We start from the raw sequence: 23,558 nt of genomic DNA, 5'->3' as shown, positions 1-23,558 counted from the left end.
ACAGGTTTACCGGTTTGCCGGGAGAGCTGCAGGAGCGCGACGCACAACCGCTCTGAAGGCGTGTGCAGGCGCACCGCCACAAATTACCAATCGCGTGCGCGCCGGGGTGGCGCCGGCAACTCGTGCAAGAACGCATCGCAGGCGCCCAGGAAACGCGACTGCGCGTCGTCGACCGAGTGCGGCGACAAGACACGCGACCCCAGTCTGCCGATCAACAGCATGACCGCCATCACGCCAGCGCCGACCAGCCAGCCGATCGCGCCATCCAGCACCAGACCACCTGCCAGCAATGGCAAGACCGACGCTCTGGTGATGACGGCATAGCGCACCCGGCGCCGCTCATGCTGCAGGCACAAGGTCACCACATGCGCGCTGCGCTTGCGCAGCACCAGGGCCAGGATCAGATACGGCAGTACGCCCATCAGCAGCGCCAGATAGATCGCCGGATGATGCCAGTGGAAGATGTAGCGGCGCGGCGAAGTGTCGGCCGGCGCATTGCACTTGACGCAAAGTGGCGGCAGGTCGGCGCCCGGCGTGCACACCAGCACATCGCCCTCGCGCCACACGGCACCGTGCGCCGGAGGCAGGTAGAGCGTGGGTGGTTCGCGTGCATCAACGTTCGACATCCATGCGTCCTTGCAGGTTGGGAGGTTGGGGATTGGGGATTCGTAAAATCAGGAGTCCGCTTCATGCTTGCGAATCCCCACTCCCGAATGCCCAATCCCACGCTGCGCAGCAGCGTCAGCGCTCGACGATGGCCACCACGCCCATGCCGCCGGCGGTGCAGATCGAGATCAACGCCCGCCCGCCGCCGCGTTCTTCCAGTTGCTTGGCGGCCGTTGCCACCACGCGTGCACCGGTGGCGGCGAAGGGGTGGCCGGTGGCCAGCGACGAGCCCAGCGGGTTGATCTTGTCCGGGTCGATACGCCCAAGCGGCGCTTCCAGCCCCAGGCGATTGCGGCAGTAATCCTCGCTTTCCCAGGCGCGCAGCGTGCACAGCACCTGCGCGGCGAAGGCCTCGTGGATTTCGTAGATGTCGAAGTCCTGCAGGGTCAGGCCCTGGCGCGCCAGCATCTGCGGTACCGCAATGGTGGGCGCCATCAACAGGCCTTCGCCATGCACGAAATCCACCGCCGACACCTGCGCATCGCGCAGATAGGCCATCGGGGTGTGGCCGTGCGCCAGCGCCCAGGCTTCGCTGGACAACAGCACTGCGGCCGCACCGTCGGTGAGCGGGGTGGAGTTGGCCGCGGTCAGCGTGCCGCGGCCGGAGGTCTTGTCGAAGGCCGGGCGCAGCGTGGCCAGCTTTTCCAGCGAGGTGTCGGCGCGCAGGATGTTGTCGCGCGAGACGCCGCGGAACGGCGCGATCAGCGTGTCGAAGAAACCGCGCTCATAGGCGGCGGCCAGCTTGTGGTGCGAGGACACCGCCCATTCGTCCTGCGAATCGCGCGAGATGTTCCATTCCTTGGCCATGTCCTCGCAATGGTCGCCCATGCTCTTGCCGGTGCGCGGCTCGGCCACGCCGGGGAATTCGGGCTTGAGCTCGCCGAACTTGAAGCCACGCAGCAGCGCCTTGAGCTTGTCGCCGGTGGCCTTGGCGCGGTTGGCGGCCATCAGCCGCGCGCGCAGCTTCTTGCCGTAGACGATCGGCACTTCCGAGGTGGTGTCCGAGCCGCCGCCGATGCCCGAATCGATCTGGCCCAGCGCGATCTTGTTGGCGATGGTGATCACCGAATCCAGGCTGGTGCCGCAGGCGCGCTGCAGGGTGATGCCCGGCGTCAGCGGCGACAGCCCGGACGACAGCGCCGCCTCGCGGGCCAGGTTCCAGTCCGAGGAGTGCTTGATCACCGCCCCCATCGCCACTTCGCCCAATTGCTGCCCATGCAGCCCGAAGCGCTCGACCAGCGCGCCCAGCGTGCGCACCGACATGCCCAGGTTGCCCACGTCCGCATAAGCGGTGTTCTGACGACAGAACGGGATACGAACGCCGCCCAGGATGGCGACGGGACGGGCTGCGGGCATCGGTTGACCTGGCATGGAGGACTCGGGGACATGGCCTGCACAGGGCCGGCAGGCATAATGGCCGCAGTGTAGCTTCGACCCCGTGATGGGCCAACCGCGAATCATGAGCAAGACCGAACACGGCGTGACCGCCATGGGTGTGATGGCGCTGGAATTGACGGGCGGCACCGCCCCCGAGCGCGGCGCCCTGGCGCCGGACCAGGCCGGCATGCTGGCCGAACGCATCGGCCGCGACCTGGCGCAATGGATCCCCGAAATCCGCGAGCTCGAGCTCAGCGTGGCAATGGCGCACTTCGACCCGGCCGAGGTACTGCGGCCGGGCTGGCCGCTGCATCGCCGGCTGGACGAGCTGCATGCGCGTGCGCCCGGGCGCGACCAGAGCCCGCGCGTGCTGGCGTTTGGTGCCGATGCGCAGGGCGAGATCCCCTTGCCCTTCCAGGCCGACCCGCAGCTGATCGGCGGCGGCCTGCGCGTACTGCCGTTCCTGCTGTCCGGCGATCCGCAGACCGTGGCGACGGTGGCCGATGCGATGGAAGAGGTGCTGCTGGCCCAGGGCATGGCGCAGGCCGATACCGCGCTGCTGGCGCAGGAAAGCTTCGGGGCACGCATCGAGCATGCGCGTTACCTCACCGCGCACGACCTGGCGGCGATGATGTCGATGCAGTACGACAACCAGGGTCTGGCGCCGCTATGGCCGCTGATCGAAGCCGCCCTGCTGGCCCCGCACACCGAAGAATGGCTGGAGCAGCCGCCCGAACCGGTGCTGCGCTATGTCGACGGCGAAGTGCGCATCGCGCTGTTCGACCCGGCCGGCTGGTGCGATTACTACCAGCACGACCGCGAGCATTGCGAGCGCCTGCGCGGGGTGTATGAGCAGTATCTGTCGCGTCAGCGGCAGATGGCCGCAGTGCTGGAAGCCCACGGGCTGCCGGTGCTGTACGTGCATGTGGAACCGGGCCAGGATCCGCGCCAGGCACTGGCCGCGTGAGCCGGACGCCGGCTTCCACGGCACCTGCGTTGCAGGGCGTCCTGGAAACCGGCGTGTATGTGGCGGATCTGCAGCGCGCCTGTGCGTTCTACGCCCGCGTGCTGGGAGTGGACGCGATGTATTGCGACGCACGCATGGCCGCATACGCAATCGCGCCCGGGCAGGTGCTGTTGCTGTTCCTGCAAGGCAGTACCGCCGCGACAGTGACGCTGCCGGGCGGCACGATTCCGCCGCATGATGGCAGCGGGCGCACGCATTACGCACTGGCCATCGCTACCGATGCACTCGCCGCATGGGAAGCACACCTGCAGGCCTGCAGCGTGCCCATCGAAGGCCGCACGCAGTGGCCGGGTGGCGGGCAGAGCCTCTATTTCCGCGACCCGGATGGGCATCTGCTGGAACTGGCAACGCCGGGGCTGTGGCCGAATTACTGAGCCGGTGATGCCGCCGATCTGGTGCCGGCGATCAACGTCAGCTGCCTGCACAGCGCGCCCGGATCGGTCCGTAGCGACATCTCGATGCGTACCGACAGGCCCCATGCAACGCGCGATGCGCGGCATGCCGGAGGCGCCATGCGCCCGCACACACATGAGCGAATCGATCCCAGTGCGGCCCAAAAACAGCAACGCCGCGGTGATCGATCACCGCGGCGTTTTGCCGGGCTGCGGGCGTGTCCTGCTTACTTGGTTGCCGCTGGCGCGTTGTCGGTGGTGATCACGCCGCAGGCCAGGCGACCGCCGGCGTTGCCGGTGGGCTGGGTCTTGTAGTCGTCGGCATCGGCATGCACGATCACCGCGTGGCCGGCGATGTCGAACTGGTCGGCCTTGCCGAGATTGACGTTGCTCGACACCGGGCCATCGATGCTGGCATTGCCCTGCGCATCGGCCTTGATGTTGGGCATGTCGCCGCCGTGGTGCGGGTCGGCACTGACGGCGCCGTGATCGGATTGGGCCGGATTGAAGTGGCCACCGGCACTGCTGCCGTCCGGTGCGCTGCAATCGCCCTTCTCGTGGATATGGAAGCCGTGCTCGCTGTCGGGCTTGAGTCCACTGAGCTGGCCGGTGACACGCAGCGCGCCGTCGACGATCTTGAAGCTCACCGTCCCTTTGACCTCGCTGCCCTTGGTCGGCTTGAGTTCGGCGGTTGCGGTGGTGGTGGCCGCCGCTTCGGTGACCATGGACGCGGCGTGCTCGCCGCCATGCGCCGCTTCGGCCGGTGCGCCGGCCTGCGGCGCGGGTGCAGGATCGGCCGGGGCGGGCTCATCGCGCTTGCACGCGGTCAGCACCAGCGCGGTGGCCAGGAACAAGGTGGTTGGAAGAATGCGCATGAGTAACTCCTGTAGAAAGGCCGCAGCTGCAGCCAGGGGTGCCCCGACTCAGGGCTGCGAAGGGGGTGTGCGCCACTGGGTGACGCGGATGACGCCGCAGGCCAGACGTGCGCCGGCATTGCCGCTGGGTTGGCTGCGATAGTCGTCGGCATCGGCATGCACGACCAGCGACTTGCCGACCACGTCGGTGGGCGCGGCATCGCCCAGGGTGATGCCGGCAACGATCATGTCCAGATGCGCGACACCTTCGGCATCGGCACGCAGGTTGTCCATGTCGCCGGCGTGGTGGGGAGTACTGCCGGCACGCCCGTGCGGCGCACCGGCGGGATTGAAGTGCGCACCGGCGCTGCTGGCGTCGGCGGCGCTGCAATCGCCGCGTTCGTGCACGTGGAAACCGGCCACGCCGCCGGGGCGCAGGCCACCGACCGTGCCGGTGATGCGGATGCCCTGCAACGCCGGCACCAGCACCACCCGACCGCTGACCAGGCTGCCCGACGCCGATGCCAGCGCCGCTTCGGCCTGCTGGACCGGACGGACCGGCACCACGCGCGCCGCCGGGGGTGGAGGCGGTGGCGGCGGTGGCGTGCTGCTGCAGGCGGCAAGCGCCAGCGCGGTGAGGGCAACGATCGTGGGCGACCGGTAACGCATCGAGCTGTTCTCCTGATCAGGCTGGAAACCTATGCGGGCGCATGTTCACGTGTCATGAAAAGCGCCTGGGGCAGCCCAGGAGTTTACGGGGTTGGTGTCGCGAGCCGGGATATGTGCAAAAAGCACCCTCATCCCAACCCCTCTCCCGCAGGCGGGAGAGGGGCTCGACTGCGAAGATTCATGCCTGCCTTGCCTGCCTGCCTGCCTCGCCTTTCCTGCCTGCCTCGCCTTTCCTGCCTGCCTTGCCTTTTGTCACCTGCCTTGCCTTTTCCCGCGTGTTTTACCTTGCGCGCGTGCCTTCCCTTTCCCGCGTGTTTGACCTTGCTCGCGTGCCTTGCCTTCTCCCGCGTGCGGGGGAAGGTGCCCGAAGGGCGGATGGGGGCGTCGTGCGCCGCCAGATAATCGAGGCGGTGGCATGTGCGAGCGAAAAACGGCGAGTTCATCCCCGCTTGCCGCCGTGATGCGCGTCAATCCCGCCTGGTTCGCTGCTTGGCTCGACCACCTGCGCGCGCAGTACGGCTTTTCGCAGGCGCCCTCACCCCAACCCTGCTCCCGCAGGCGGGAGAGGGCTCGACTCCGGGTGTGGGCCAATCAGCGGCGCTTGCGCCCCGGCCCGAGCTTGCGGGTGACGGTGTTGCGGCCCAGCCCCAGGCGTGCGGCCGCTTCGGCGCGGCGGCCCTGGGTCAGTTGCAGGGCGGCTTCGAGCAGGGTCTTGTCCAGGCGTTCGCGCGCTTCGGCATGCAGGCCCTGGGCGCCTTCGCTCAGGCGTTGCGCCGCCCAGCTGGAGAGCATCTCGTCCCATTGCCCGTCGCCGCGGCCGGCACGCTGGCGACGGCCGCCACGTGCCAGCGCCGATTCCACATCGACCACGTCGATGATGTCGGCAGTGGACAACGCGGCCAGGCGCCAGCACACGTTTTCCAGTTCGCGCACGTTGCCGGGCCAGTCGTAGTGGCGCAGTTGTTCCAGTGCGGCCGAGGACAGTCGCTTGGGCAGCATGTCGAGCTTGCGCCCGGCCATGGCCAGGAAATTCTCGGCCAGTTGCGCGATGTCGCCGCGGCGCTCGCGCAGCGGCGGCAGTTGCAGGCGCACCACGTCCAGGCGATGCAACAGGTCGGCCCGGAAGCGGCCTTGTTCGACCAGCGCCTCCAGGTCCTGGTGGGTGGCGGCAATCACGCGCACATCGACGCGAATCAACTCGCGCCCGCCGACACGGAAGAATTCGTTCTCGGCCAGTACGCGCAGCAAGCGGGTCTGCAGCGGCAGCGGCATGTCGCCGATTTCGTCCAGGAACAGCGTGCCGCCGTCGGCCTGTTCGAAGCGGCCGATGTGGCGTTTGGTGGCGCCGGTGAAGGCGCCGGTTTCGTGGCCGAACAACTCGCTTTCCAGCAGTTCCGCCGGAATGGCGGCGGTGTTGAGCGCGACGAAGGGTTTGCGCGCGCGCGGCGACTCGTTGTGCAGCGCGCGCGCGACCAGTTCCTTGCCGGTGCCGGTTTCGCCGTTGATCAGCACCGACAGCGGTGCCTGCGCCAGCCGGCCGATCGCGCGGAACAGCGCCTGCATCGCCGGGGTGTCGCCGATCAGCGCCGCCGAGCCTTCCGCCAATGGGGTCCCGATGATCTCCTCGACACCGGCGTCGGCATCCGGCAGCGCGCGTGCGGCCAGTGCCACCGCATCGTCCAGGTCGAAGGGCTTGGACAGGAACTCGTGCGCTCCGCCGCGGAAGGCTCCGGCGGTGCTGGCGACATCGGTGTAGGCCGACATCACGATGACCGGCAGCTGCGGGTGCCTGGACTTGAGCTTGTCGAGCAGGCTCAGGCCGTCTTCGCCGGGCATGCGCACGTCGGTGAACAACAGATCCGGGGTCGGCCGCATGGCCAGCGCCTGCAATGCGGCGGCGGCACTCTCGAAGCCGTCGACGGCGTAGCCGGCATCGCGCAAGGCGGTGGACAGCACGAAGCGGACCGAACGGTCGTCGTCGACCACCCAGATGTGGTGGGATGCGGCGGCGGCCTCAGCCATGCAGATGTTCCTTGTCGTGGTCGCCGGCCAGCTCGGGCAACAGCAGGGTGAAAACGGTATGCCCCGGCCGCGAGCGGTAGGTCAGCGTGCCGTGGTGTTCGCGCGAGACCTGCTGGGCCAGCGCCAGGCCCAGGCCGCTGCCTTCGGCGCGCCCGCTGACCAGCGGCAGGAACAGGTGCTCGGCCAGTTCTTCCGGCACGCCGCCGCCGTCGTCGATGATTTCCAGCCGCAGCGACATCGCATGCACGCGGTCGCGGATGCGCTGGCCGTGCTCGACGCGGGTGCGCAGGGTCACGCGGGTGGCGCCGGCCTGGAACGCGTTGCGTACCAGATTCCACACCGCCTGGGTCAGGCGGTCTCCGTCGCCGAGGATGTCGGGAATGCTGGGGTCGTAGTCGCGCTGCACCTGCACCGACCAGCCGCCCTCGGCTTCGGCCAGGCGCAGCACGCGTTCGAGCACGACATGGATATTGAGGCGGTCGTGCGGGCGCGCCGGCGTGGGCGAGAGCAGGCGTTCGAGCAGGGTGTTGAGGCGTTCGATCTCGGTGCCGATCAACTCGATCAGCTCGCGCTCGTCCTCGTCGCGGCCGGCCGAGCGCCGCGCCAGCAACTGCGCCGCGCCCTTGAGCCCGGCCAGCGGATTGCGCAGTTCGTGCGCCAGGCCCTTGAGCGCGGCGCTCAAGGCATTGGGCAGCGCATGGGTGGGATCCAGCGCGGGAAACTCGTCGACCGGGTGGGTTTCCAGCAGCCAGCCGCCATCGTCCAGCCGCGACAGCCAGCCTTCGGCAAAACGCGGTGCGTCATTGGGCAGGCCCAATGCCAGCCGGTGCAGGCGCAACACGTCGCGCTCGTCGTTGAGCAGGAAGCGGGCCAGCGCATCGCCCTGCACTTCCAGAGCGGCCAGCGGTTGATCGACCAGGCGCCGGGCACTGACCCCGAGCCAGCGCGCGAAGGCCGGATTGACGCCCAGCACGCGGCCCTCGCGGTCGGCCCAGGCCACCGGTGTGCCCAGGCTGTCCAGCGATGGCAGGAGCGATGGCATCAGCATTGCACCAATTTAGTGCAAGCACGCCCGGCCTGCGCGTGTGTCGCGCAACACGCAGCATGCGTTGAAGGAATTCGGGCCGGACGGCGGCAGGTCGCACCGATCCAGCGGGCATCCGCGCCGACCGTCACAGGCGTGGGGCTGGTCATGCAGGCACCTCGGCAGTTGGTCCGCCGCCAGCGCGGCAACGGGGAAAAACGGACCCGGCACGGCTCTCCCGGCCGGGTCGTTGCGCCACCCGCGGCAGCGTGGCCGCGGGTGTGCATGCTCAGGACTCGTATGCCGCTTCGCCGTGCGAGGTGATATCCAGGCCCTCGCGCTCGGCTTCTTCGGTGACGCGCAGGCCGAACACCAGCTTGGCGACCAGGAAGCCCACCACCGAGACCACGCCGATCCAGACCAGGGTGATACCCACGCCCAGCGCCTGGATGCCGACCTGATGCAGCATGTCGTAATCGCCGCCCTTCTGGCCGCCCAGCGAAGCGGCCGAGAACACGCCGGTCAGGATCGCGCCGATGATGCCGCCCAGGCCGTGCACGCCGAACACGTCCAGGCTGTCGTCGGCGCCCAGCAGGCGCTTGAGGCCGGTGACGCCCCACACGCACAGCACGCCGGCAGCCAGGCCGATGACGATCGCGCCGAACGGACCCACCGTGCCGCAGGCCGGGGTGATGCCGACCAGACCGGCGACCATGCCCGAGGCCACGCCCAGGGCGGACGACTTGCCCTTGATGATCTTCTCGGTCAGCGACCAGCCCAGGATGGCAGCGGCGGTGGCCAGCAAGGTGTTGAGGAAGGCCAGCGCCGCACCGGCATTGGCTTCCAGGTTGGAGCCGGCGTTGAAGCCGAACCAGCCCACCCACAGCAGCGAGGCACCGACGAAGGTCAGGGTCACGTTGTGCGGCTTGATCGCCTCACGGCCCAGGCCGGCACGCTTGCCGACGAAGTAGGCGCCGACCAGGCCGGCGATACCGGCGTTGATATGCACCACGGTGCCGCCGGCAAAATCCAGCGCGCCCAGGCCGAACAGGTAGCCGCCGGTGGCCCAGACCATGTGCGCCAGCGGCAGGTAGCCGAAGGTGAACCAGATCACCGAGAACAGCAGCACCGCGGCGAACTTGGCGCGCTCGGCAAAGGCGCCGACGATCAGCGCGCCGGTGATGCCGGCGAAGGTCGCCTGGAACGCCACGAACACGTATTCCGGCAGGCTGACACCCTTGGTAAAGGTGGCCGCCAGCGTTTCGATGGTCACGCCCTTGAGCAGCGCCTTGTCCAGGTTGCCGATCCACGGGCCTTCGCCGGAGAACGCCAGGCTATAGCCGTACACCACCCACAGGATGGTCAGCAGCGAGAACACCACCGCGACCTGGATCAGCACCGACAACACGTTCTTGGCGCGCACCATGCCGCCGTAGAACAACGCCAGGCCCGGCACCACCATCAGCAGCACCAGCAGCGTGGAAGTCAGCATCCAGGCGACATCGCCCTTCTCCACCACCGGTGCGGCCTCGGCGGCGGCCACCGGTGCGGCGGGCGGCTGCGCCGACGGCAGCGGTTCGGTGGTGACCGGCTCGGTCGGCAGCGGGGTGACCTGCGGTGTGGACTGCGCGTGCGCACTGCCCATGCCGCCCACCACCAGCGCGCTGAACAGCATCAGCATGCAGACACTGTAGAACCGGGCCTTCCACCCGGCAAAGAGAGCTGTCTTCATAAGAACTCCGGGGGTGAGGGATTCAGAGCGCATCGGCGCCGATCTCGCCGGTGCGGATGCGCACGACTTGCTCGATCGCGGTCACGAAGATCTTGCCGTCGCCGATCTTGCCGGTGCCGGCGGCGTTCTGGATCGCCTCGACCACTGCGTCCAGCCGGTCGTCGGTCACCACCGTCTCGATCTTGATCTTGGGCAGGAAGTCGACGACGTACTCGGCGCCGCGGTATAGCTCGGTGTGGCCCTTCTGGCGTCCGAACCCCTTGACCTCGGTCACGGTGATGCCTGACACGCCTGCTGCGGACAGGGCCTCGCGGACCTCGTCGAGCTTGAACGGCCGGATGATGGCGGTGATCAATTTCATGCGCATACCCCGAATGGTGGAAAAGACCGGCCGGCATTGCGCCGCCCGGCGGTGTCATTCACCTGGATGCCAACCCCGGCATCCGCGCGTTCGCGATTACGCAGACCTCGGCCGATGCCGATGCATCCGCCTCGTGGGAGAGGTCAGGCCCGCGCGTCGCGAACTGTGTGCTCTCTCAATCCCCTACGATCCACGGCCGATGCCGTGGACCGATCGAACGTGTGCGGCGATGGCGGAGGTGGGAGGGGGGGCCTCCGCCATCACCGCGGTGGAACTCAGTTGCCGTAGTACAGCTGGTACTCCAACGGGTGGGTCGCAGCACGGAACTTGGTGACTTCCTGCATCTTCAGCGCGATGTAGCCGTCGATGAAGTCGTCGCTCATCACGCCGCCGGCCTTGAGGAACTCGCGGTCCTTGTCCAGCGCTTCCAGTGCCTGGTCCAGGCTGGAGCAGACCTGCGGGATCAGCTTCTCTTCTTCCGGCGGCAGGTCGTACAGGTCCTTGTCGCTCGGGGCGCCCGGGTCGATCTGGTTCTTGATGCCGTCCAGGCCGGCCATCATCAGCGCGGTGAAGGTCAGGTAGCCGGACTGCAACGGATCGGGGAAGCGCATTTCGATACGGCGCGCCTTCGGGTTGGTGACCCACGGAATGCGGCACGAGGCCGAGCGGTTGCGGGCCGAATAGGCCAGCATCACCGGTGCCTCATAACCCGGGACCAGACGCTTGTAGCTGTTGGTGCCGGAGTTGGAGAAGGCGTTGATTGCGCGCGCGTGCTTGAAGATGCCGCCGATGTACCACAGCGCCATCTGCGACAGGCCGCCGTAGCCGTCGCCGGAGAACAGGTTGACGCCGCCCTTGGTCAGCGACTGGTGCACGTGCATGCCCGAGCCGTTGTCGCCCACGATGGGCTTGGGCATGAAGGTCGCGGTCTTGCCGTTGCGGTAGGCGACGTTCTTGATGATGTACTTCATCGTCAGCAGTTCGTCGGCCTTCTGCACCAGCGAGCTGAACTTGGTGCCGATCTCGCACTGGCCGGCGGTGGCCACTTCGTGGTGGTGCACTTCGGTCTCGATGCCGACCTGTTCCAGCGTCTTGATCATTTCCGCGCGCAGGTCGTGCAGCGTGTCGGTCGGCGGCACCGGGAAGTAGCCACCCTTCACGCCCGGACGGTAGCCGCTGTTGCCGCCGTCGTACTTGGCGCCGGTGTTCCAGGCAGCCTCCTCCGAGCCGACCTGGAAGAAGGTGTGGCCCATGTCGTTGGCAAAGCGCACCGAATCGAAGATGAAGAATTCCGGCTCCGGGCCGAAGAACGCCTGGTCGGCGGTGCCCGAGGACTTCAGGTAGGCCTCGGCGCGCTTGGCGATGCCGCGCGGGTCGCGCTCATAGCTCTGCATGGTGGCCGGATCGAGGATGTCGCAGGTCAGCACGATGGTCGGATCGGCGAAGAACGGATCCAGATACGCAGTGCCGGCGTCCGGGAGCAGGACCATGTCCGACTCGTTGATGCCCTTCCAACCCGCGATCGAGCTGCCGTCGAACATCTTGCCTTCTTCGAACAGCGCCGGCTCGATGATGTTGGCCGGAAAGGTGATGTGCTGCTGTACACCACGCATATCGACGAAGCGCAGGTCGACAAACTCGACCTTGTTGTCCTTGATCAGCTTTTCAACATTTTCCACGGACATCGGAAGAAACCTCTGCAGAGTTAAGTGGCTCGTGGGCGGAGCTACAGCAGGGACCATGCCAAGCGCCGGACCTTCACAAGTCGTTGATTTTGCTTGCTTCGCTTGAGGCCGCTGACGCAGCGATAGCACCCTTAAGGTGCTAACCAGTCGCATGTTGCACCGATATGGTGCATGCCGCAATGCACTATCCTGACGCCTCCCCCATCCCCTCTCCAGTCCGATGTCCGATCTGATTTCCGCCCTGCTGTTGGGCATTCTCGAAGGCCTCACCGAATTCCTGCCGATCTCCAGCACCGGCCACCTGCTGATCGCCGAAGAGACCCTCGGGCTCGGACGCCGTTCTGACTTCTTCAACATCGTCATCCAGGCCGGCGCGATCCTGGCGATCTGCCTGGCACTGCGGCAGAAGCTGTGGGCCCTGGCCACCGGCCTGGGCGAGCGCGCCAATCGCGACTACGTGCTCAAGGTCGGCGTGGCCTTCATGGTGACTGCGGTGGTGGGCCTGATCGTGCGCAAGGCCGGCTGGCAGCTGCCGGAAACCGTGCATCCGGTGGCCTGGGCGCTGCTGATCGGCGGGCTGTGGATGCTGGTGGCCGAGCACTTCGCCAGCAAGCTGCCCGAGCGCGACGTGGTGACCTGGAAGGTGGCCATCGCGGTGGGGCTGGCGCAGGTGGTGGCCGGCGTGTTCCCCGGCACCTCGCGCTCGGCCTCGGCGATCTTCCTGGCGATGCTGCTGGGCCTGAGCAAGCGCTCGGCGGCGGCGGATTTCGTGTTCATGGTGGGCATCCCGACCATGTTCGCGGCCAGCGCTTACGCCCTGCTGGAGATGTACAAGGAAGGCGGCTTCGGCAGCGAGAACTGGGCCGATGTGGCGGTGGCCTTCGTGGCGGCGACCATCACCGGCTTTGTGGTGGTGAAGTGGCTGCTGGGCTATATCAAGAAGCACCGCTTCACGGTGTTTGCGGTCTACCGCATCGCGCTGGGCGCCGCCCTGCTGTTGTGGCTGCCGGCGCTGGCCTGAGACCGCTAGCGGCTGCGTGTCGTGCCGGTTGAACCGGACGCGAGGTGCAGGGCAGATGGCCGGGCAGTGACTTGCGTCATTGCCCTGGCCGCGCGGTGGCGGTATCACTGACATATCGATCACCGGGAGCTGCCGCATGCGTGCCGTGTTGTTTGCCCCTGCACTGCTGGCAGCGGGCATGACGGCCTGCGGGTCGGGCGCCGCGCCGGAGCTGCCCGGGTCCGGTGCCGACACTGCTGCCGCCGAGTCGGCTGCGGTCGCCGCAGCGGCTGCCGCCAACGCTCCGCTGCAGGCTGCCCTGCAGGCGCAACACTGGCAGCTGCAGCAGGCCAGCGACGCGCATGGCACCGCCTTGCGCAGCCTGTTCGTCGCCGGCACCGCGCCCTTGCAGCTGGATTTTCGCGATCAACGCATCCAGGTCAGCCAGACCTGCAACGCATTGGGCGCCGATTACAGCCTGGCGCAGGCGCACCTGCAGATCGGCCGGGTGGTGTCGAGCAAACGCCTGTGCGCGCAACCGCGGCGGATGGCCCAGGAACGCGCCGCCAGCGAGCTGCTGTCCGGTCGCTTCGCGGTGGCGCTGAACACCGCGCAGACCACACCGCAACTGACCCTGACCCGCAGCGACGGCACCCGGCTGGTGTTCGACGGTGTCGCCACCGCCGACACCCGCCATGGCGGCCCCGGCCAGACGCTGCTGATCGAAGTGGCCGCCGACACCGTGCCCTGTCGGTCCGACCCGGCGCGCCACTGCCTGCAACTGCGCGAACAAGGCGCCGATGGACAGCCCGCGACCCGCGCCTGGCAGCCCTTCGATGGCAGCATCGAAGGCTTCGAGCACGAGGCGGGCGTCCGTACCCTGCTGCGCGTCACCCGCTACCCGGCCGCCGCGGGCACGGACGCTGCGCCGGTGTACGTGCTGGAGCAGATGATCGAGGCGAGTGGGTAGTTTTGGGAATTGGGAATTGGGAATTGGGAATTGGGAAGCGGGAAGCGGGAAGCGGGAAGCGGGAAGCGGCGAAGTATTGCGTGACCGTTATGCAATGGCGCTTCGGAAGCGGCAGCCTGCTCTGCTTGAGGCGCCCGGGTGACCCACGTGCTGATCGCCCTGACATCACGGTTGCGGCGCTTGCAGCTTCCCTGTCACCACCACCGCGCGGCCTGGTGGCCGTGCAGTGGTGGTGATCTGCACTTAGCGCAGCGCCGGATTCAACGTGTAGGTGCCGTGCAGGGCCGCCTCGGCCAGTACGTGACCCTGGATCGCCGAGAGCACATCGGCGGCGGTGAAGGTCTCAGGCAGGCTGAGCTGCGCTACGTCCAGCGCGAACACGCGGAAGAAATAGCGGTGCACCCGCAGGTCGTTGAACGGCGGGTACGGGCCGTCGTAGCCCAGGTAATTGCCGGCCATGTCGGCATTGCCGGCAAACCACTGGGTATACGAATTCAGGCCCTGGCGCGCCCCGGCCGGGCCGGCCGGCTGCTGCTTGCCCTTGGGCACGAAGCCGTCGCTGCAGCTGCCCGCGGCGATCGCATGCACGTCGGCGGGGATATCGGCCATCGCCCAATGCACAAAATCGGTGCGTGGCTGATCGACCGGGATCTGCACGTCGTCGCGGCCCACGGTTTCCGGCACGGTCGGCACATCCGGGTCCAGGCACAGCAGCGCAAACGAGCGCGTGCCGGCCGGCACTTCGCTCCAGGCCAGGTGCGGGTTGCGGTTGGGCGCAAAGCCCTCGGGCGTTCCGGCGGCAAATTCCACCGCGATCGGCTTGCCGTTTTCGATGCTGTTGCTGGTCAGGCGCATGCAGGAGTCTCCGCGGGAATGAGGCCGACCAGGGTGCCTGGGTCCGCGTCGCAGAGGAAGCCATCGCCATGGAACCCTCTGGTGCGCGGTCGGGTTTATCGCTGCCGCCGCATCACACCGCCGAACACTGCGGTCGCCGGCGCCAGCTGCAGCGTACGCGTGCTGCTTGGCGCACCCTCCCCCCCCCCCGCGCCCCGACAAGAAGCGCGATATCCAGTCGATACCCAGCCCCGTAGGAGCGGACCTGGCCGCGACGGGGCTTTATCGGGAACGCCTCATCGGTGCGGAGGCATTCCCTGTAACGCCCGGTCGCGGCCGGGGCCGCTCCTACGGGTGTGCGAGCTGCCGCGGGCGGCGCTCAGTCCTGCGGGTAGCCGAAGCGCACCGCGATCGGCGTCAGCAGATCGAATTGCGCGCCCAGCACGCTGCGGTAACTGCGCCAGCGCCCCGCGGCCAGGCGGGCCGGGCCGCGCGGTTCGACCAGCGGGAAGCGCAGGCCGAACGCCTGCTCCAGCGCGGTGGAGATGCCTTGCGGGTCGCTCTCGATGCCGTCCAGGCGGATGATCCGGTGCGGATACAGGTCGCGCTCGTGCAGCACGGCGAGCTGTTCCAGCGCCGCCAGCAACCAGTCGGCGGCCTGCTGCGGCGATTGCACGGCCAGCGGTGCCGGCGCGCCGGCCGACAGCCAGTCCAGCAGCATGTCGCGCGGGTCGCGCAGCGCGATCGCCAGCCGGCCTTCGGGCAGGTGCGGGCGCAGCGCGGTCAGCAGGGTGTTGTCCCACCACAGCAGCCAGTCGATGACGTTGCCGTCGTCGATGCCGCGCCGCGGCAGCTGCGCCTTCCAGCCTTCCACCAATGCCATCGGCGCCAGCTCGCCGGACGCCAGCTGCTCGACCGTGCGGTAGCTCTGCAGCGCATCGGACGGTGGCGTGGTGCCATACCGGTCGTCGCGCACCAGCGGGGTGGCCGCGCCCATCACCGCGATCAGGCGTTCGACATGCGAGCCGGGCGTGCCAAAGACGAACAGCGGCCGTGCCGTCACGGTCTCGGGGATGGTCCCGATGTCCGGCCACTGCATCGGCTGCCTGGCGGCCTGCGGCGGCAACGGCAGGCGGTGCTGGGCCTGCTCGCGCTGGAACTGCATCCAGGTGGCCACGGCGGCGTCGGGCTGGCCGGCGCGGTCCTGCACATTGCCCAGCCACGGCCGCAGCACGGTCTGCTGGGGCGCGGGCAGCGAGTCGATCAGCGACTGCACGCAGGCGATCGCCGCCGGCGGGTCCCGCTCCAGCAGGGCTTCGACGATGCGCTGCTCGCCGCTGATGCGGCCCGGCTCCACCGCCACGATCTGGCGGGCCACCATTTCGGCCTGTTCGGCATGGCCCTGCATGTCGTGCACGCGCATCAGCGCTTCCAGCGCAGGCAGATGCTCGGGCATGGCCAGCAGCCAGCGCTCGATCACCGCCTGCGCCTGCGGCCCGCCAACCGGCTCCACCGCCAGCCGTGCCAGCCACAGGTCGTGCGCCGTGGCCGAGGTGGCCAGCGCCGCGTCCAGGGTGTCGCGTGCATCGTCCACCGCGCCCAGCCGCTCCCAGGCGGTCAGCAAGGCGTGCAAGGTGCGCCGGTCGGCCGGCCAATGGGCCAGCGCCAGGCGCAGGTGCGCGGCGGCCTGGTCGGGGCGGCCGGCCTGCAGTTCCATCTCGCCGGCGAGCCGGCGCATGGCCGGGATGTCGCCGCCGGGCTGGGCGAACACGCCCTGCATCGCGGCCAGTGCATCGTCCAGGCGGCCCTGGCGCTGGGCCAGCTGGGCGATGAAGGCGCGCAGTGCGGTGCCCGGCGGGTTGAGCTCGACCACGCGCTCGAAGGCGCGCTCGGCAAATGCGAAGTGTTCCTTCTGCAGATACGCAAAGCCCAGCGCGAACATCACCCGCGGGTCATCCGGCAGTTGCTCGGCGGCGCGGGTCAGCAGCGACAGTGCGCGATCGCCCTGGCCGCGGCGCAGCTCCACCACGCCATCGACGGCCAGCAACTGCGGGTGCTCGGGCGCCAGCCGCGCGGCGGTGCGGCTCAGCCGCTGCGCCTCGTCCAGATCGCCACGCGCCACCGCCAGATGCGCCTGCATCACGTAGGCATTGAACTGATTGGGGTCGAGCGCGGTGGTACGCGACAACGCGTCGTCCGCCGCAGACAGCGCGCGCGTGGCCAGCAGCAGCCCGGCGCGCAGCAGATGCAGGTCGGCATCTTCCGGCGTCAGCGTCAGCGCGGTTTCGATGCTGGCCAGCGCCGGCGCCGGTTGCCCCTGCTGCTGCAGGGCCAGGCCGAGCCAGCGATGCGCGGCGGCGCTCTCGGGCGCGCCGAGGACCCACTCGCGGGCCAGCGCCACCGCATCGTCGGCCGCATTGCGGCGCAGGGCTTGAAGAATGGCGTCTTGCATGGCGGTGGGCGTGTCCAGGACAAACGCCTATTGTAACGATGCGCGGGGTGGCGCCGACTTACACCTGCGCGGCCAGCCGCTCGGCCACCCAGCGCTCGGCGAATCCGTCGCCGCGGGCGTTTTCCAGAAAGCCGCAGTGGCCGCCCCAGCGTGCGATTTCCAGCCGTGCGTGCGCCGGCAACTGCCAGGCGGCGAAATCCTCGAACGGAATGACCGGATCGTCCTCGGCCATCAGGATGTCCACCGGCACCTGCAGGCCGGCCAGGCGCTCGCCGGCGATCGAATAACTGTCGAAATACGCTTCCAGCGAGCCATGCCCGGTGTGCTGTTCGGCCAGCCAGGCCATCAGCCCGCGCATGTCCAGCGCCAGGGTGGCGTCGTCGTAGCCATGCTGGTCGGGGAACAGCTTGCGCTTGCGCAGCAGCGACTCGCGCCACTTGCGGCGGAAATACCAGTCGTAGAACTGCGGGCCTTTTTCCAGCTGCAGCATCGTCGCGGCCGGGTCCAGCAGCGGGCATACCGCCGCCACGCGCGCCAGCGGCAGGCCGGCCGCCGGTGCACGCAGCGCCAGCCGCAACGCGAAATTGCCGCCCAGCGAATAGCCCGCCGCCAGCAGCTGCGGCGCGGGAAACCGCCGCCACAGATCGCCCGCGGCATTGACCACTTCCTCGATGCGGTCGGAGTGGAACAGGTCCACGTTGAGGTGGTGCGTGCCGCCATGGTCGCGGAAATTCAGCCGGAACACCTGATAGCCCAGGCCAAGCAGGCGCGCGGCGGTCAGACGCATGTAGTTGGAATCGGCGCTGCCTTCCCAGCCATGCAGCAGCAGCACCGTGCCGCGCACAGGGGCATCGCCGGGCGGGATGCTCATCCAGCCCTGCAGGCGCACGCCGTCGCCGCCGTCGAGGATGTGTTCGCTGGTGACCGCACCGCTGGCGGCCAAGAGCTGGCGGCTGCGGAGCCGGCGCAAGGCACTGCTGCCCAGCACCGACTGCACGTGCGGATTGCGCAGCCAGCGCGGCGGCAGATAGTCGGAGGCGTTCATGCGCTCATCGGGCCGGACAAGGGGGTGCCGGCCGCAGGGAGGATGCGCGCTTGCATCGTCGGCTCAGGACTCCATCGCCGCGATGATGCGTTGCCGCGAGGTATCGGCCAGGCGGCGACGTCCGTCGATATCCAGCGCACCGATCGGCTCGAGAAAAAACACCTCGGCCAGCCGCGACGGCTCGCCGAGCAGGCGCACGATATTGGCGAAGAAACTCTCGCGCTCGCCGAACGCCACCACGGCCTGCGCATTGCCGCGCTCGCCGTAACGCAGGGCCACCGGCTGCACCGGCACGCCGGCCTCGACCGCGGCCTGGAAGATGCGCGCATGGAACGGGCCGACCTCGGTACCGCCACGGGTGCGGCCTTCGGGGAACACGCCCACCGGCTTGCCGCTGCGCAGGCGCTGCAGCATTTCCTGCAGCACGCCGCCCAGCGACTCGGTATTGCCGCGCTGGTGGAAGATGGTCTGGCCCTTGGTCGCCAGCCAGCCCACCAGCGGCCAACCGGCGATCTCGCGCTTGGCCACGAAGCCCATCACGCGCTGGCTGTGCAGCATCGAGATGTCGACCCAGCTGACGTGATTGGCCACGAACAGGGTCGCGCCCGGCAGCGGGGTGCCGAAGCGACGCAGGCGGAAGCCGAACACGCGCATCAGGTTGCCCTGCCACCAACGGATCATCAGCTCGTCCAGGGTGTCGTCGGGGCCGGTGCGGATGCGCGCCAGCGGCGGCGCCACCACGCACAGCATGGTGATCGGCAGGCAGATGCTCAGATGCAGCAGCAACAGCGGCACCCGATACAGGTACCGGAACCAACGCAGCACGCCGCCAGCGTCGCGCGTGGCGTCCAGGGATGACTCGCTCATTGACGGAACGGGACCGGTACCAGGGGAAGGAAGCGCAACTATTGTGACAGCAGCGTGGCCTGCGCGCAGTGCCCGCGGCGGGTGGCGCTGTTCCACCCATGCACTTGCACGGCGTGCTCAGCCATTGCTGCGTGGCACCACGGCCAGGGTCAGCCGTGACACGCACACGCGCTTGCCGGCCGGATTGTCGATGGTGATGTCCCAGACCTGGGTGCTGCGCCCCACATGCACCGCGCGCGCGGTGCCGGTGACCAAGCCATCGGTGGCGGCGCGCAGATGGTTGGCATTGATCTCCAGCCCGACGCACATCCGGGTGGTCATGTCCACGCACAGGTTGCCGGCGCTGCTGCCCAGGGTTTCGGCCAGCACCACCGACGCACCGCCATGCAGCAGGCCGTACGGCTGCCTGGTGCGCGCATCCACCGGCATGGTGGCGCGCAGCCAGTCGTCGCCGGCATCTGTGAACACGATGCCCAGATGTTCGATCAAGGTGTCGCGGCTGGAGGCGTTGAGGGCGGCCAGGTCGACGGGTTCGCGGAAGGTCATAGGCTGGGGATTGGGGGATTGGGGGATTGGGGGAATCGGGAATCGGGAATCGGGAATCGGGAATCGGGAATCGGGAAAGCATCCGCGGCGCGGGGGGCTGGTGCAACCACTGTGACTGCCCCTGCAAGCAGAGCCGCCACGGCCGCTTTCAACCGGCTGGCGGCGTGACGCGACCTGGTTCAGCGTACTGCGCCTCTGCGGCGGCGCCTCTCCACGATGCACCAACGACCACGCGCCGTCTCGATGCCGGCGCCGGGACCGGCGCCGCTGCGATCAGAGGATCGGCACCAGTCCCGCACCGAAGGCGGTCAGCATCCGCACCAGCAGCCACTTCGGGCCGACGTTGACCTCGGGGAAATCGCCTACCGCCACATAGCACTTCCGGAACTGCGGGTCCTGGCGCTTGAGCGGGAACGGGCAACCCGGCCCCGGCTGGAACTCGTAGTTGGTGGCGTAGCGCCAGGGCCAGAAATCCAGCACCGGCAAGGCTTCGGACACCTTGCCCACGCTGTAGTTCAATCCGCTCAGCACCGGCGGCTTTTCGCGCGGGGCCACGGTCCAGGCGTTTTCCGGCGCCATGTCGCGCGCGATGCTGGCCGCCAGCGCCTGCGCAAAGCGCGCATCGTCGATCACCACCGCCGCTTCGGTGTTGTAGTTCTCGCTGCGCGGATCGAAGTTGTGCGTGCCGATCACGCCGATGCGGCGGTCCACCACCAACGACTTGGCATGCAGGCCCATGCGCGCACCGGCACGGGTCACCGGCAGCGGCTTGTTGACCGCGCGCGTGCCCAGAAACGACGGCCGCGTCTCGGTGCGCAGCACGCGCCGATCGACCTCGCTGCCGCCGGGCGCGCGGCCCGCGCCGCCCCCGCTGCCGCGGATTGCGCTGCCGGCCGTGCCGCCACCACCGCCACTGCCCCGCATCGCATTGCCGGCCGCACTGCCGCCGATCACCCGATTGACGCGACTATCGTCGTCGGCCGGCTCGGCCGCCTCCGGGTTGAACGGATCGGGCACCAGGTTGGCGTAGTCCACCGGTGCATTCAGCGGGAACGGCTTGAACTCGTAGACGTTGAAGCCCAGCTCGCGCATGTTGCGGCGTTTGAACTTGTACGACAGCGCATACACGATCGGGTTGTCGGTGGCGGCCAGGCTGTTGGTGGACACCACGATACGCGGCGGCTGCGGGCGCTGGCGCAGTGCGCGGAAGATTGCCTGGGCCTGGTCGGACAGCACCAGGTAGGGCGTCTGCAGCAGCACTTCCTGCTGCGCATTGGCGATCAGGCCGTCCAGCTCAGGCGCGGTGGATACCGCCTTGGCGGTGTGTTCCTTGCGGTGCTTCTGCGGCAGGTCGGCCACATACAGCACGCGCTGCACCGGCATGGCCGGGGCCACGAACGCCTCGCGCACGAACTGCGGATCGCGCGCCTCCTGGTCGACCCGTTCCACCCGCTCGGGGCGGCGGAACGTGGCTGGCGGCATCTTCGGTGCGCCCTGTTCCAGCAACAGGCGACCGACATCGTTCAGACGCTCGGCCGGCACGCTGCGGCGCGCGTGCCAGAACGCGTCGAAGTTGGCCGCCATCGCACGCACTTCCGGCCCGGCCAGGATCACGTCGCGGTCGCGGAAGTTGTACTCGCTGTCCCAGTCGTAATAGTCGTCCTGGTAATTGCGCCCGCCGACCACGCCGAGCACGTCGTCCACCACCAGCAGCTTGTTGTGCATGCGCTGGTTGAAGCGACGGAAGCAGCACACCACGCTGCCGGCATAGTCGAAGTAATTGAGCTTGACCTTGCCGAAGGTCGGGTTGTAGATGCGTAGCTGCAGGTTTTCATGGGTGCTGGCCAGTGCACCGAGAATCTGCAGATCGGCGATCGCCGAGAGCTGATCGATCAGGATGCGCACCTTGACCCCGCGCTGCGCCGCATCGGTCAGCGCATCCAGCACCATGCGCGCGCTGTCGTCCTTGTCGAAGATGTAGGTCTGCAGGTCGATGCTGCGGGTGGCACTGCGGATCAGGTTGAGCCGCGCCACCAGTGATTCTTCGCCATGGTCGACGATGGTGGCGTAATGCCGCGGCGCGGCCGGCGTGGAGGCGGTGATCGCCTCGCCACCCAGCGCGCGCAGCGGCGAGGGCTGGGCGCAACGATTGGCCTGCGTGCAGCTGACAACGGTGCTGCGGGCGGCGGCGGCCACCCCGGCGGCACGGTTGCGTTCGATTTGTGACAGGCCGGCACATCCGGTGCCGAGCAACAGCGTTGCCAGCACAATCACCCTCAACAGGAACCTCACGGGCGCCGCGCCTCCTGCAGCCGCCCACGCAGAATGAACGTCACCCTGTCGCCCAGGGCCATCTGCCACGCATTCATTCCGTAACGTCCACGCAGGACCGTACCTCGACTGATCACATCGCAATCATAGCCCGGCCGCGCGCATTCAGCCGGCACCACATGCAGGGTCTCGACGTGGGTGATTCCGCGAATGGTCAGGTTGCCGGTGATGTCACCGCCCTTCTTCACCACCTCCTCGGCGTAGGGACGCGACTCGAATTCCACCACCGGATACTGCGCGACGTCGAAAAAATCCTCGCCGCGCATCCACGCCGTGTAGCGATCCTTGCCGGGAATTTCCACCTGCGTGGCATCCAGACGGAAACGCACCTGCTGGCGTCCGTCCGGCAATTCCGCCAGTTCACCGCGAAAGCGCGGGAAGAACCCCTCGATCTTCATGCCGAAGCGCGTCCTGATCTCGAACCCGAAGCGCGATTGCACCGGATCGATGGAATGCAGCTTCTGCTGCGCCACGCAGGGAAGAGCGACCCAGAGCGCGAGCCAGGCAAACCAGCGCAGCGACGATGGCACGGATCAAGGCCACCAGAAGGCGGTCAGGCGGGCGATGCCTGGTTCGATGGCCGCGTCCAGTGGCAGTGCCAGCAGGGCGATCGCGGCGGTCGGCATGCCGCGGTAGTCACCGGTCTGGCCGCTGTGCATCAGCGCCGCCAGCCGTTCCAGCCCGGGGTTGTGGCCGACCAGCAGCAGCCGCTCGGCATCGCGGTGTTCGTCCACCAGGCTGGCCAGGGTGCCGGGGGTGGCGTCGTAGATCCGTTCGTCCAGGCGTTGTTCGATATAACCGGTGAGCTCCAGCACCGCTTCCAGCGTCTCGCGCGCACGCCGCGCCGGCGAGCACAGCACGCGGTCGGGCACCAGGCGCTGCTCGCGCAGCCAGCGGCCAGCCGATTCGGCCTCGGCGATGCCGTGCGGGGACAGCGGGCGGTCCAGATCGGCCTGGCCGGTATCGGCCGGCTCGGCGTGGGCGTGTCGCAGCAGTATCAGTTCGCGCATGAAAACACTCCGGTCTAGGATTTCTTGAGCCACTTGAACAGCGGCTCCCAATCCTGTTGATGGTCGCGCACCTGCGCCGAGCGGTAATCGAACAGGCTGCGTCCCAGCCCGGCCATGACCACATAGGCCTGGGTGTCGCGCAGCTGGGCCACCAGGGGATAGGGCCAGGCGCCGATCATCTCGGCAGCTTGCTGCGAGGTCTGGGTCCAGGGGCGGGCGCGGTTGAGCACCAGGCCCACCGGCAGCTTGCGCTGATGCACGCGCGGCACCTTGGCCAGCGTGTTGAGGAAGCCGACCACCGCTTCGATATCCAGCGCCGAGGACAGCACCGGCACCACGATGGCGTCGACGTGGTCGAGGAAGCCGCTCAGGTCATCGGCCATTGCACCGGCCGGGGCATCGATGATCAGCTGGTCGGTGCCGTCGGGCACCGCGGCCTGCCAGTTGCGACGGCGGGTGGCATCGATCGGCAGCACCGCACTTTCCAGGCTGGCGCGACGCTGCGCCCAACGCGTGGACGAGCCTTGCGGATCGGCGTCGGCCAGCACGGTGCGCTGGCCCTGCAGGGCCGCATGTGCGGCCAGATTGGTGGCGATCGTGGTCTTGCCGACGCCGCCTTTGGAGGCGGCCACCAGGACTGTCTTCATGCACGCCTCGCTTCCGGGAGCAAGCCGGCAGCGTACACCGCGACGAA

Annotated in this window: 22 protein-coding genes; 4 read left to right on the top strand and 18 right to left on the bottom strand. The window is 68.4% G+C overall.

Going from position 1 to position 23,558, the window contains the following annotated elements; genetic code table 11:
• Nucleotides 1-83: 83 nt before the first annotated feature.
• Together H7A87_RS01105 and H7A87_RS01100 are read right to left on the bottom strand one after the other, a co-directional pair.
• Nucleotides 84-626: a hypothetical protein gene (locus H7A87_RS01105; RefSeq protein WP_119129278.1), complete on the bottom strand. Its 543-nt coding sequence runs from the start codon at nucleotides 624-626 to the stop codon at nucleotides 84-86.
• A gap of 115 nt (nucleotides 627-741) precedes the next feature.
• The gene (locus H7A87_RS01100; protein ID WP_104649631.1) at nucleotides 742-2,037 is read right to left on the bottom strand and encodes an acetyl-CoA C-acetyltransferase; all 1,296 of its coding nucleotides are present in this window, start codon (nucleotides 2,035-2,037) and stop codon (nucleotides 742-744) included.
• A gap of 88 nt (nucleotides 2,038-2,125) precedes the next feature.
• Here H7A87_RS01100 and H7A87_RS01095 point away from each other — a divergent pair, with 88 nt between their 5' ends.
• Nucleotides 2,126-3,010, top strand: coding sequence for a hypothetical protein (locus H7A87_RS01095; protein ID WP_180496849.1), 885 nt, complete (start codon nucleotides 2,126-2,128; stop codon nucleotides 3,008-3,010).
• Nucleotides 3,007-3,444: a VOC family protein gene (locus H7A87_RS01090; protein ID WP_119129277.1), complete on the top strand. Its 438-nt coding sequence runs from the start codon at nucleotides 3,007-3,009 to the stop codon at nucleotides 3,442-3,444. The genes H7A87_RS01095 and H7A87_RS01090 overlap by 4 nt, the downstream gene beginning before the upstream one ends.
• Before the next feature lie 245 nt (nucleotides 3,445-3,689).
• On the opposite strand, the gene H7A87_RS01085 is transcribed toward H7A87_RS01090, so the two are convergent.
• From H7A87_RS01085 to glnA, 7 genes are all read right to left on the bottom strand, one after another.
• Entirely contained in the window at nucleotides 3,690-4,337 is a 648-nt protein-coding gene (locus H7A87_RS01085) for a superoxide dismutase family protein (RefSeq protein ID WP_104585440.1), read from the bottom strand.
• Between the two features lie 48 nt (nucleotides 4,338-4,385).
• Nucleotides 4,386-4,985, bottom strand: coding sequence for a superoxide dismutase family protein (locus tag H7A87_RS01080; RefSeq protein ID WP_164739296.1), 600 nt, complete (start codon nucleotides 4,983-4,985; stop codon nucleotides 4,386-4,388).
• Nucleotides 4,986-5,576: 591 nt separating this feature from the next.
• Nucleotides 5,577-7,007 carry a nitrogen regulation protein NR(I) gene (gene ntrC / locus H7A87_RS01075; protein ID WP_104649633.1) on the bottom strand — a complete coding sequence of 477 codons (1,431 nt, stop codon included), beginning with the start codon at nucleotides 7,005-7,007 and terminating at the stop codon, nucleotides 5,577-5,579.
• Complete coding sequence (locus H7A87_RS01070) at nucleotides 7,000-8,055, bottom strand: ATP-binding protein (RefSeq protein ID WP_164739297.1); 1,056 nt, start codon at nucleotides 8,053-8,055, stop codon at nucleotides 7,000-7,002. Before H7A87_RS01070 ends, ntrC begins: the two co-directional genes overlap by 8 nt.
• Nucleotides 8,056-8,320: 265 nt before the next feature.
• Nucleotides 8,321-9,763 (bottom strand): ammonium transporter, encoded by a 1,443-nt coding sequence (locus H7A87_RS01065; RefSeq protein WP_164739298.1) that lies wholly within the window; start codon nucleotides 9,761-9,763, stop codon nucleotides 8,321-8,323.
• Between the two features lie 22 nt (nucleotides 9,764-9,785).
• Nucleotides 9,786-10,124 carry a P-II family nitrogen regulator gene (locus H7A87_RS01060; RefSeq protein WP_002808480.1) on the bottom strand — a complete coding sequence of 113 codons (339 nt, stop codon included), beginning with the start codon at nucleotides 10,122-10,124 and terminating at the stop codon, nucleotides 9,786-9,788.
• 275 nt (nucleotides 10,125-10,399) lie between these two features.
• Complete coding sequence (gene glnA / locus H7A87_RS01055; protein ID WP_006449210.1) at nucleotides 10,400-11,809, bottom strand: type I glutamate--ammonia ligase; 1,410 nt, start codon at nucleotides 11,807-11,809, stop codon at nucleotides 10,400-10,402.
• Between the two features lie 220 nt (nucleotides 11,810-12,029).
• Between glnA and H7A87_RS01050 the strand changes: the two genes are divergently transcribed.
• Nucleotides 12,030-12,830, top strand: a complete 801-nt coding sequence (locus H7A87_RS01050; RefSeq protein WP_119129275.1) for an undecaprenyl-diphosphate phosphatase — start codon at nucleotides 12,030-12,032, stop codon at nucleotides 12,828-12,830.
• A 136-nt stretch (nucleotides 12,831-12,966) separates the two neighbouring features.
• Entirely contained in the window at nucleotides 12,967-13,779 is an 813-nt protein-coding gene (locus H7A87_RS01045; RefSeq protein ID WP_119129274.1) for an META domain-containing protein, read from the top strand.
• Nucleotides 13,780-14,022: 243 nt separating this feature from the next.
• On the opposite strand, the gene H7A87_RS01040 is transcribed toward H7A87_RS01045, so the two are convergent.
• The 9 genes from H7A87_RS01040 to H7A87_RS01000 form a co-directional block, all read right to left on the bottom strand.
• Nucleotides 14,023-14,634, bottom strand: coding sequence for a YbhB/YbcL family Raf kinase inhibitor-like protein (locus H7A87_RS01040; protein ID WP_115675622.1), 612 nt, complete (start codon nucleotides 14,632-14,634; stop codon nucleotides 14,023-14,025).
• Between the two features lie 358 nt (nucleotides 14,635-14,992).
• Nucleotides 14,993-17,065, bottom strand: coding sequence for a tetratricopeptide repeat protein (locus H7A87_RS01035; protein WP_119129273.1), 2,073 nt, complete (start codon nucleotides 17,063-17,065; stop codon nucleotides 14,993-14,995).
• A 58-nt stretch (nucleotides 17,066-17,123) separates the two neighbouring features.
• Nucleotides 17,124-18,110, bottom strand: a complete 987-nt coding sequence (locus tag H7A87_RS01030; protein WP_104585454.1) for an alpha/beta fold hydrolase — start codon at nucleotides 18,108-18,110, stop codon at nucleotides 17,124-17,126.
• A 63-nt stretch (nucleotides 18,111-18,173) separates the two neighbouring features.
• Entirely contained in the window at nucleotides 18,174-19,073 is a 900-nt protein-coding gene (locus tag H7A87_RS01025; protein ID WP_180496848.1) for a lysophospholipid acyltransferase family protein, read from the bottom strand.
• Between the two features lie 21 nt (nucleotides 19,074-19,094).
• Nucleotides 19,095-19,523, bottom strand: coding sequence for a hotdog fold thioesterase (locus tag H7A87_RS01020; protein ID WP_115675620.1), 429 nt, complete (start codon nucleotides 19,521-19,523; stop codon nucleotides 19,095-19,097).
• A gap of 273 nt (nucleotides 19,524-19,796) precedes the next feature.
• Complete coding sequence (locus tag H7A87_RS01015) at nucleotides 19,797-21,815, bottom strand: phospholipase D family protein (protein WP_119129271.1); 2,019 nt, start codon at nucleotides 21,813-21,815, stop codon at nucleotides 19,797-19,799.
• Nucleotides 21,812-22,384, bottom strand: a complete 573-nt coding sequence (locus tag H7A87_RS01010) for a YceI family protein (protein WP_104585767.1) — start codon at nucleotides 22,382-22,384, stop codon at nucleotides 21,812-21,814. Before H7A87_RS01010 ends, H7A87_RS01015 begins: the two co-directional genes overlap by 4 nt.
• A 3-nt stretch (nucleotides 22,385-22,387) precedes the next feature.
• Nucleotides 22,388-22,864, bottom strand: a complete 477-nt coding sequence (locus H7A87_RS01005) for a histidine phosphatase family protein (protein ID WP_016904234.1) — start codon at nucleotides 22,862-22,864, stop codon at nucleotides 22,388-22,390.
• A gap of 14 nt (nucleotides 22,865-22,878) precedes the next feature.
• A complete protein-coding gene (locus H7A87_RS01000) occupies nucleotides 22,879-23,511 on the bottom strand; it encodes a ParA family protein (RefSeq protein WP_104585765.1) in 633 nt (210 codons plus the stop codon).
• Nucleotides 23,512-23,558: the final 47 nt, after the last annotated feature.

The sequence above is a fragment of the Xanthomonas sp. CPBF 426 genome (genome assembly GCF_903989465.1).
In the GTDB taxonomy this organism is placed as follows: Bacteria; Pseudomonadota; Gammaproteobacteria; order Xanthomonadales; family Xanthomonadaceae; genus Xanthomonas; species Xanthomonas euroxanthea.
The sequence above is the reverse complement of the archived record's forward strand: the minus strand, read 5'-3'. Positions and strand labels throughout refer to the sequence as shown.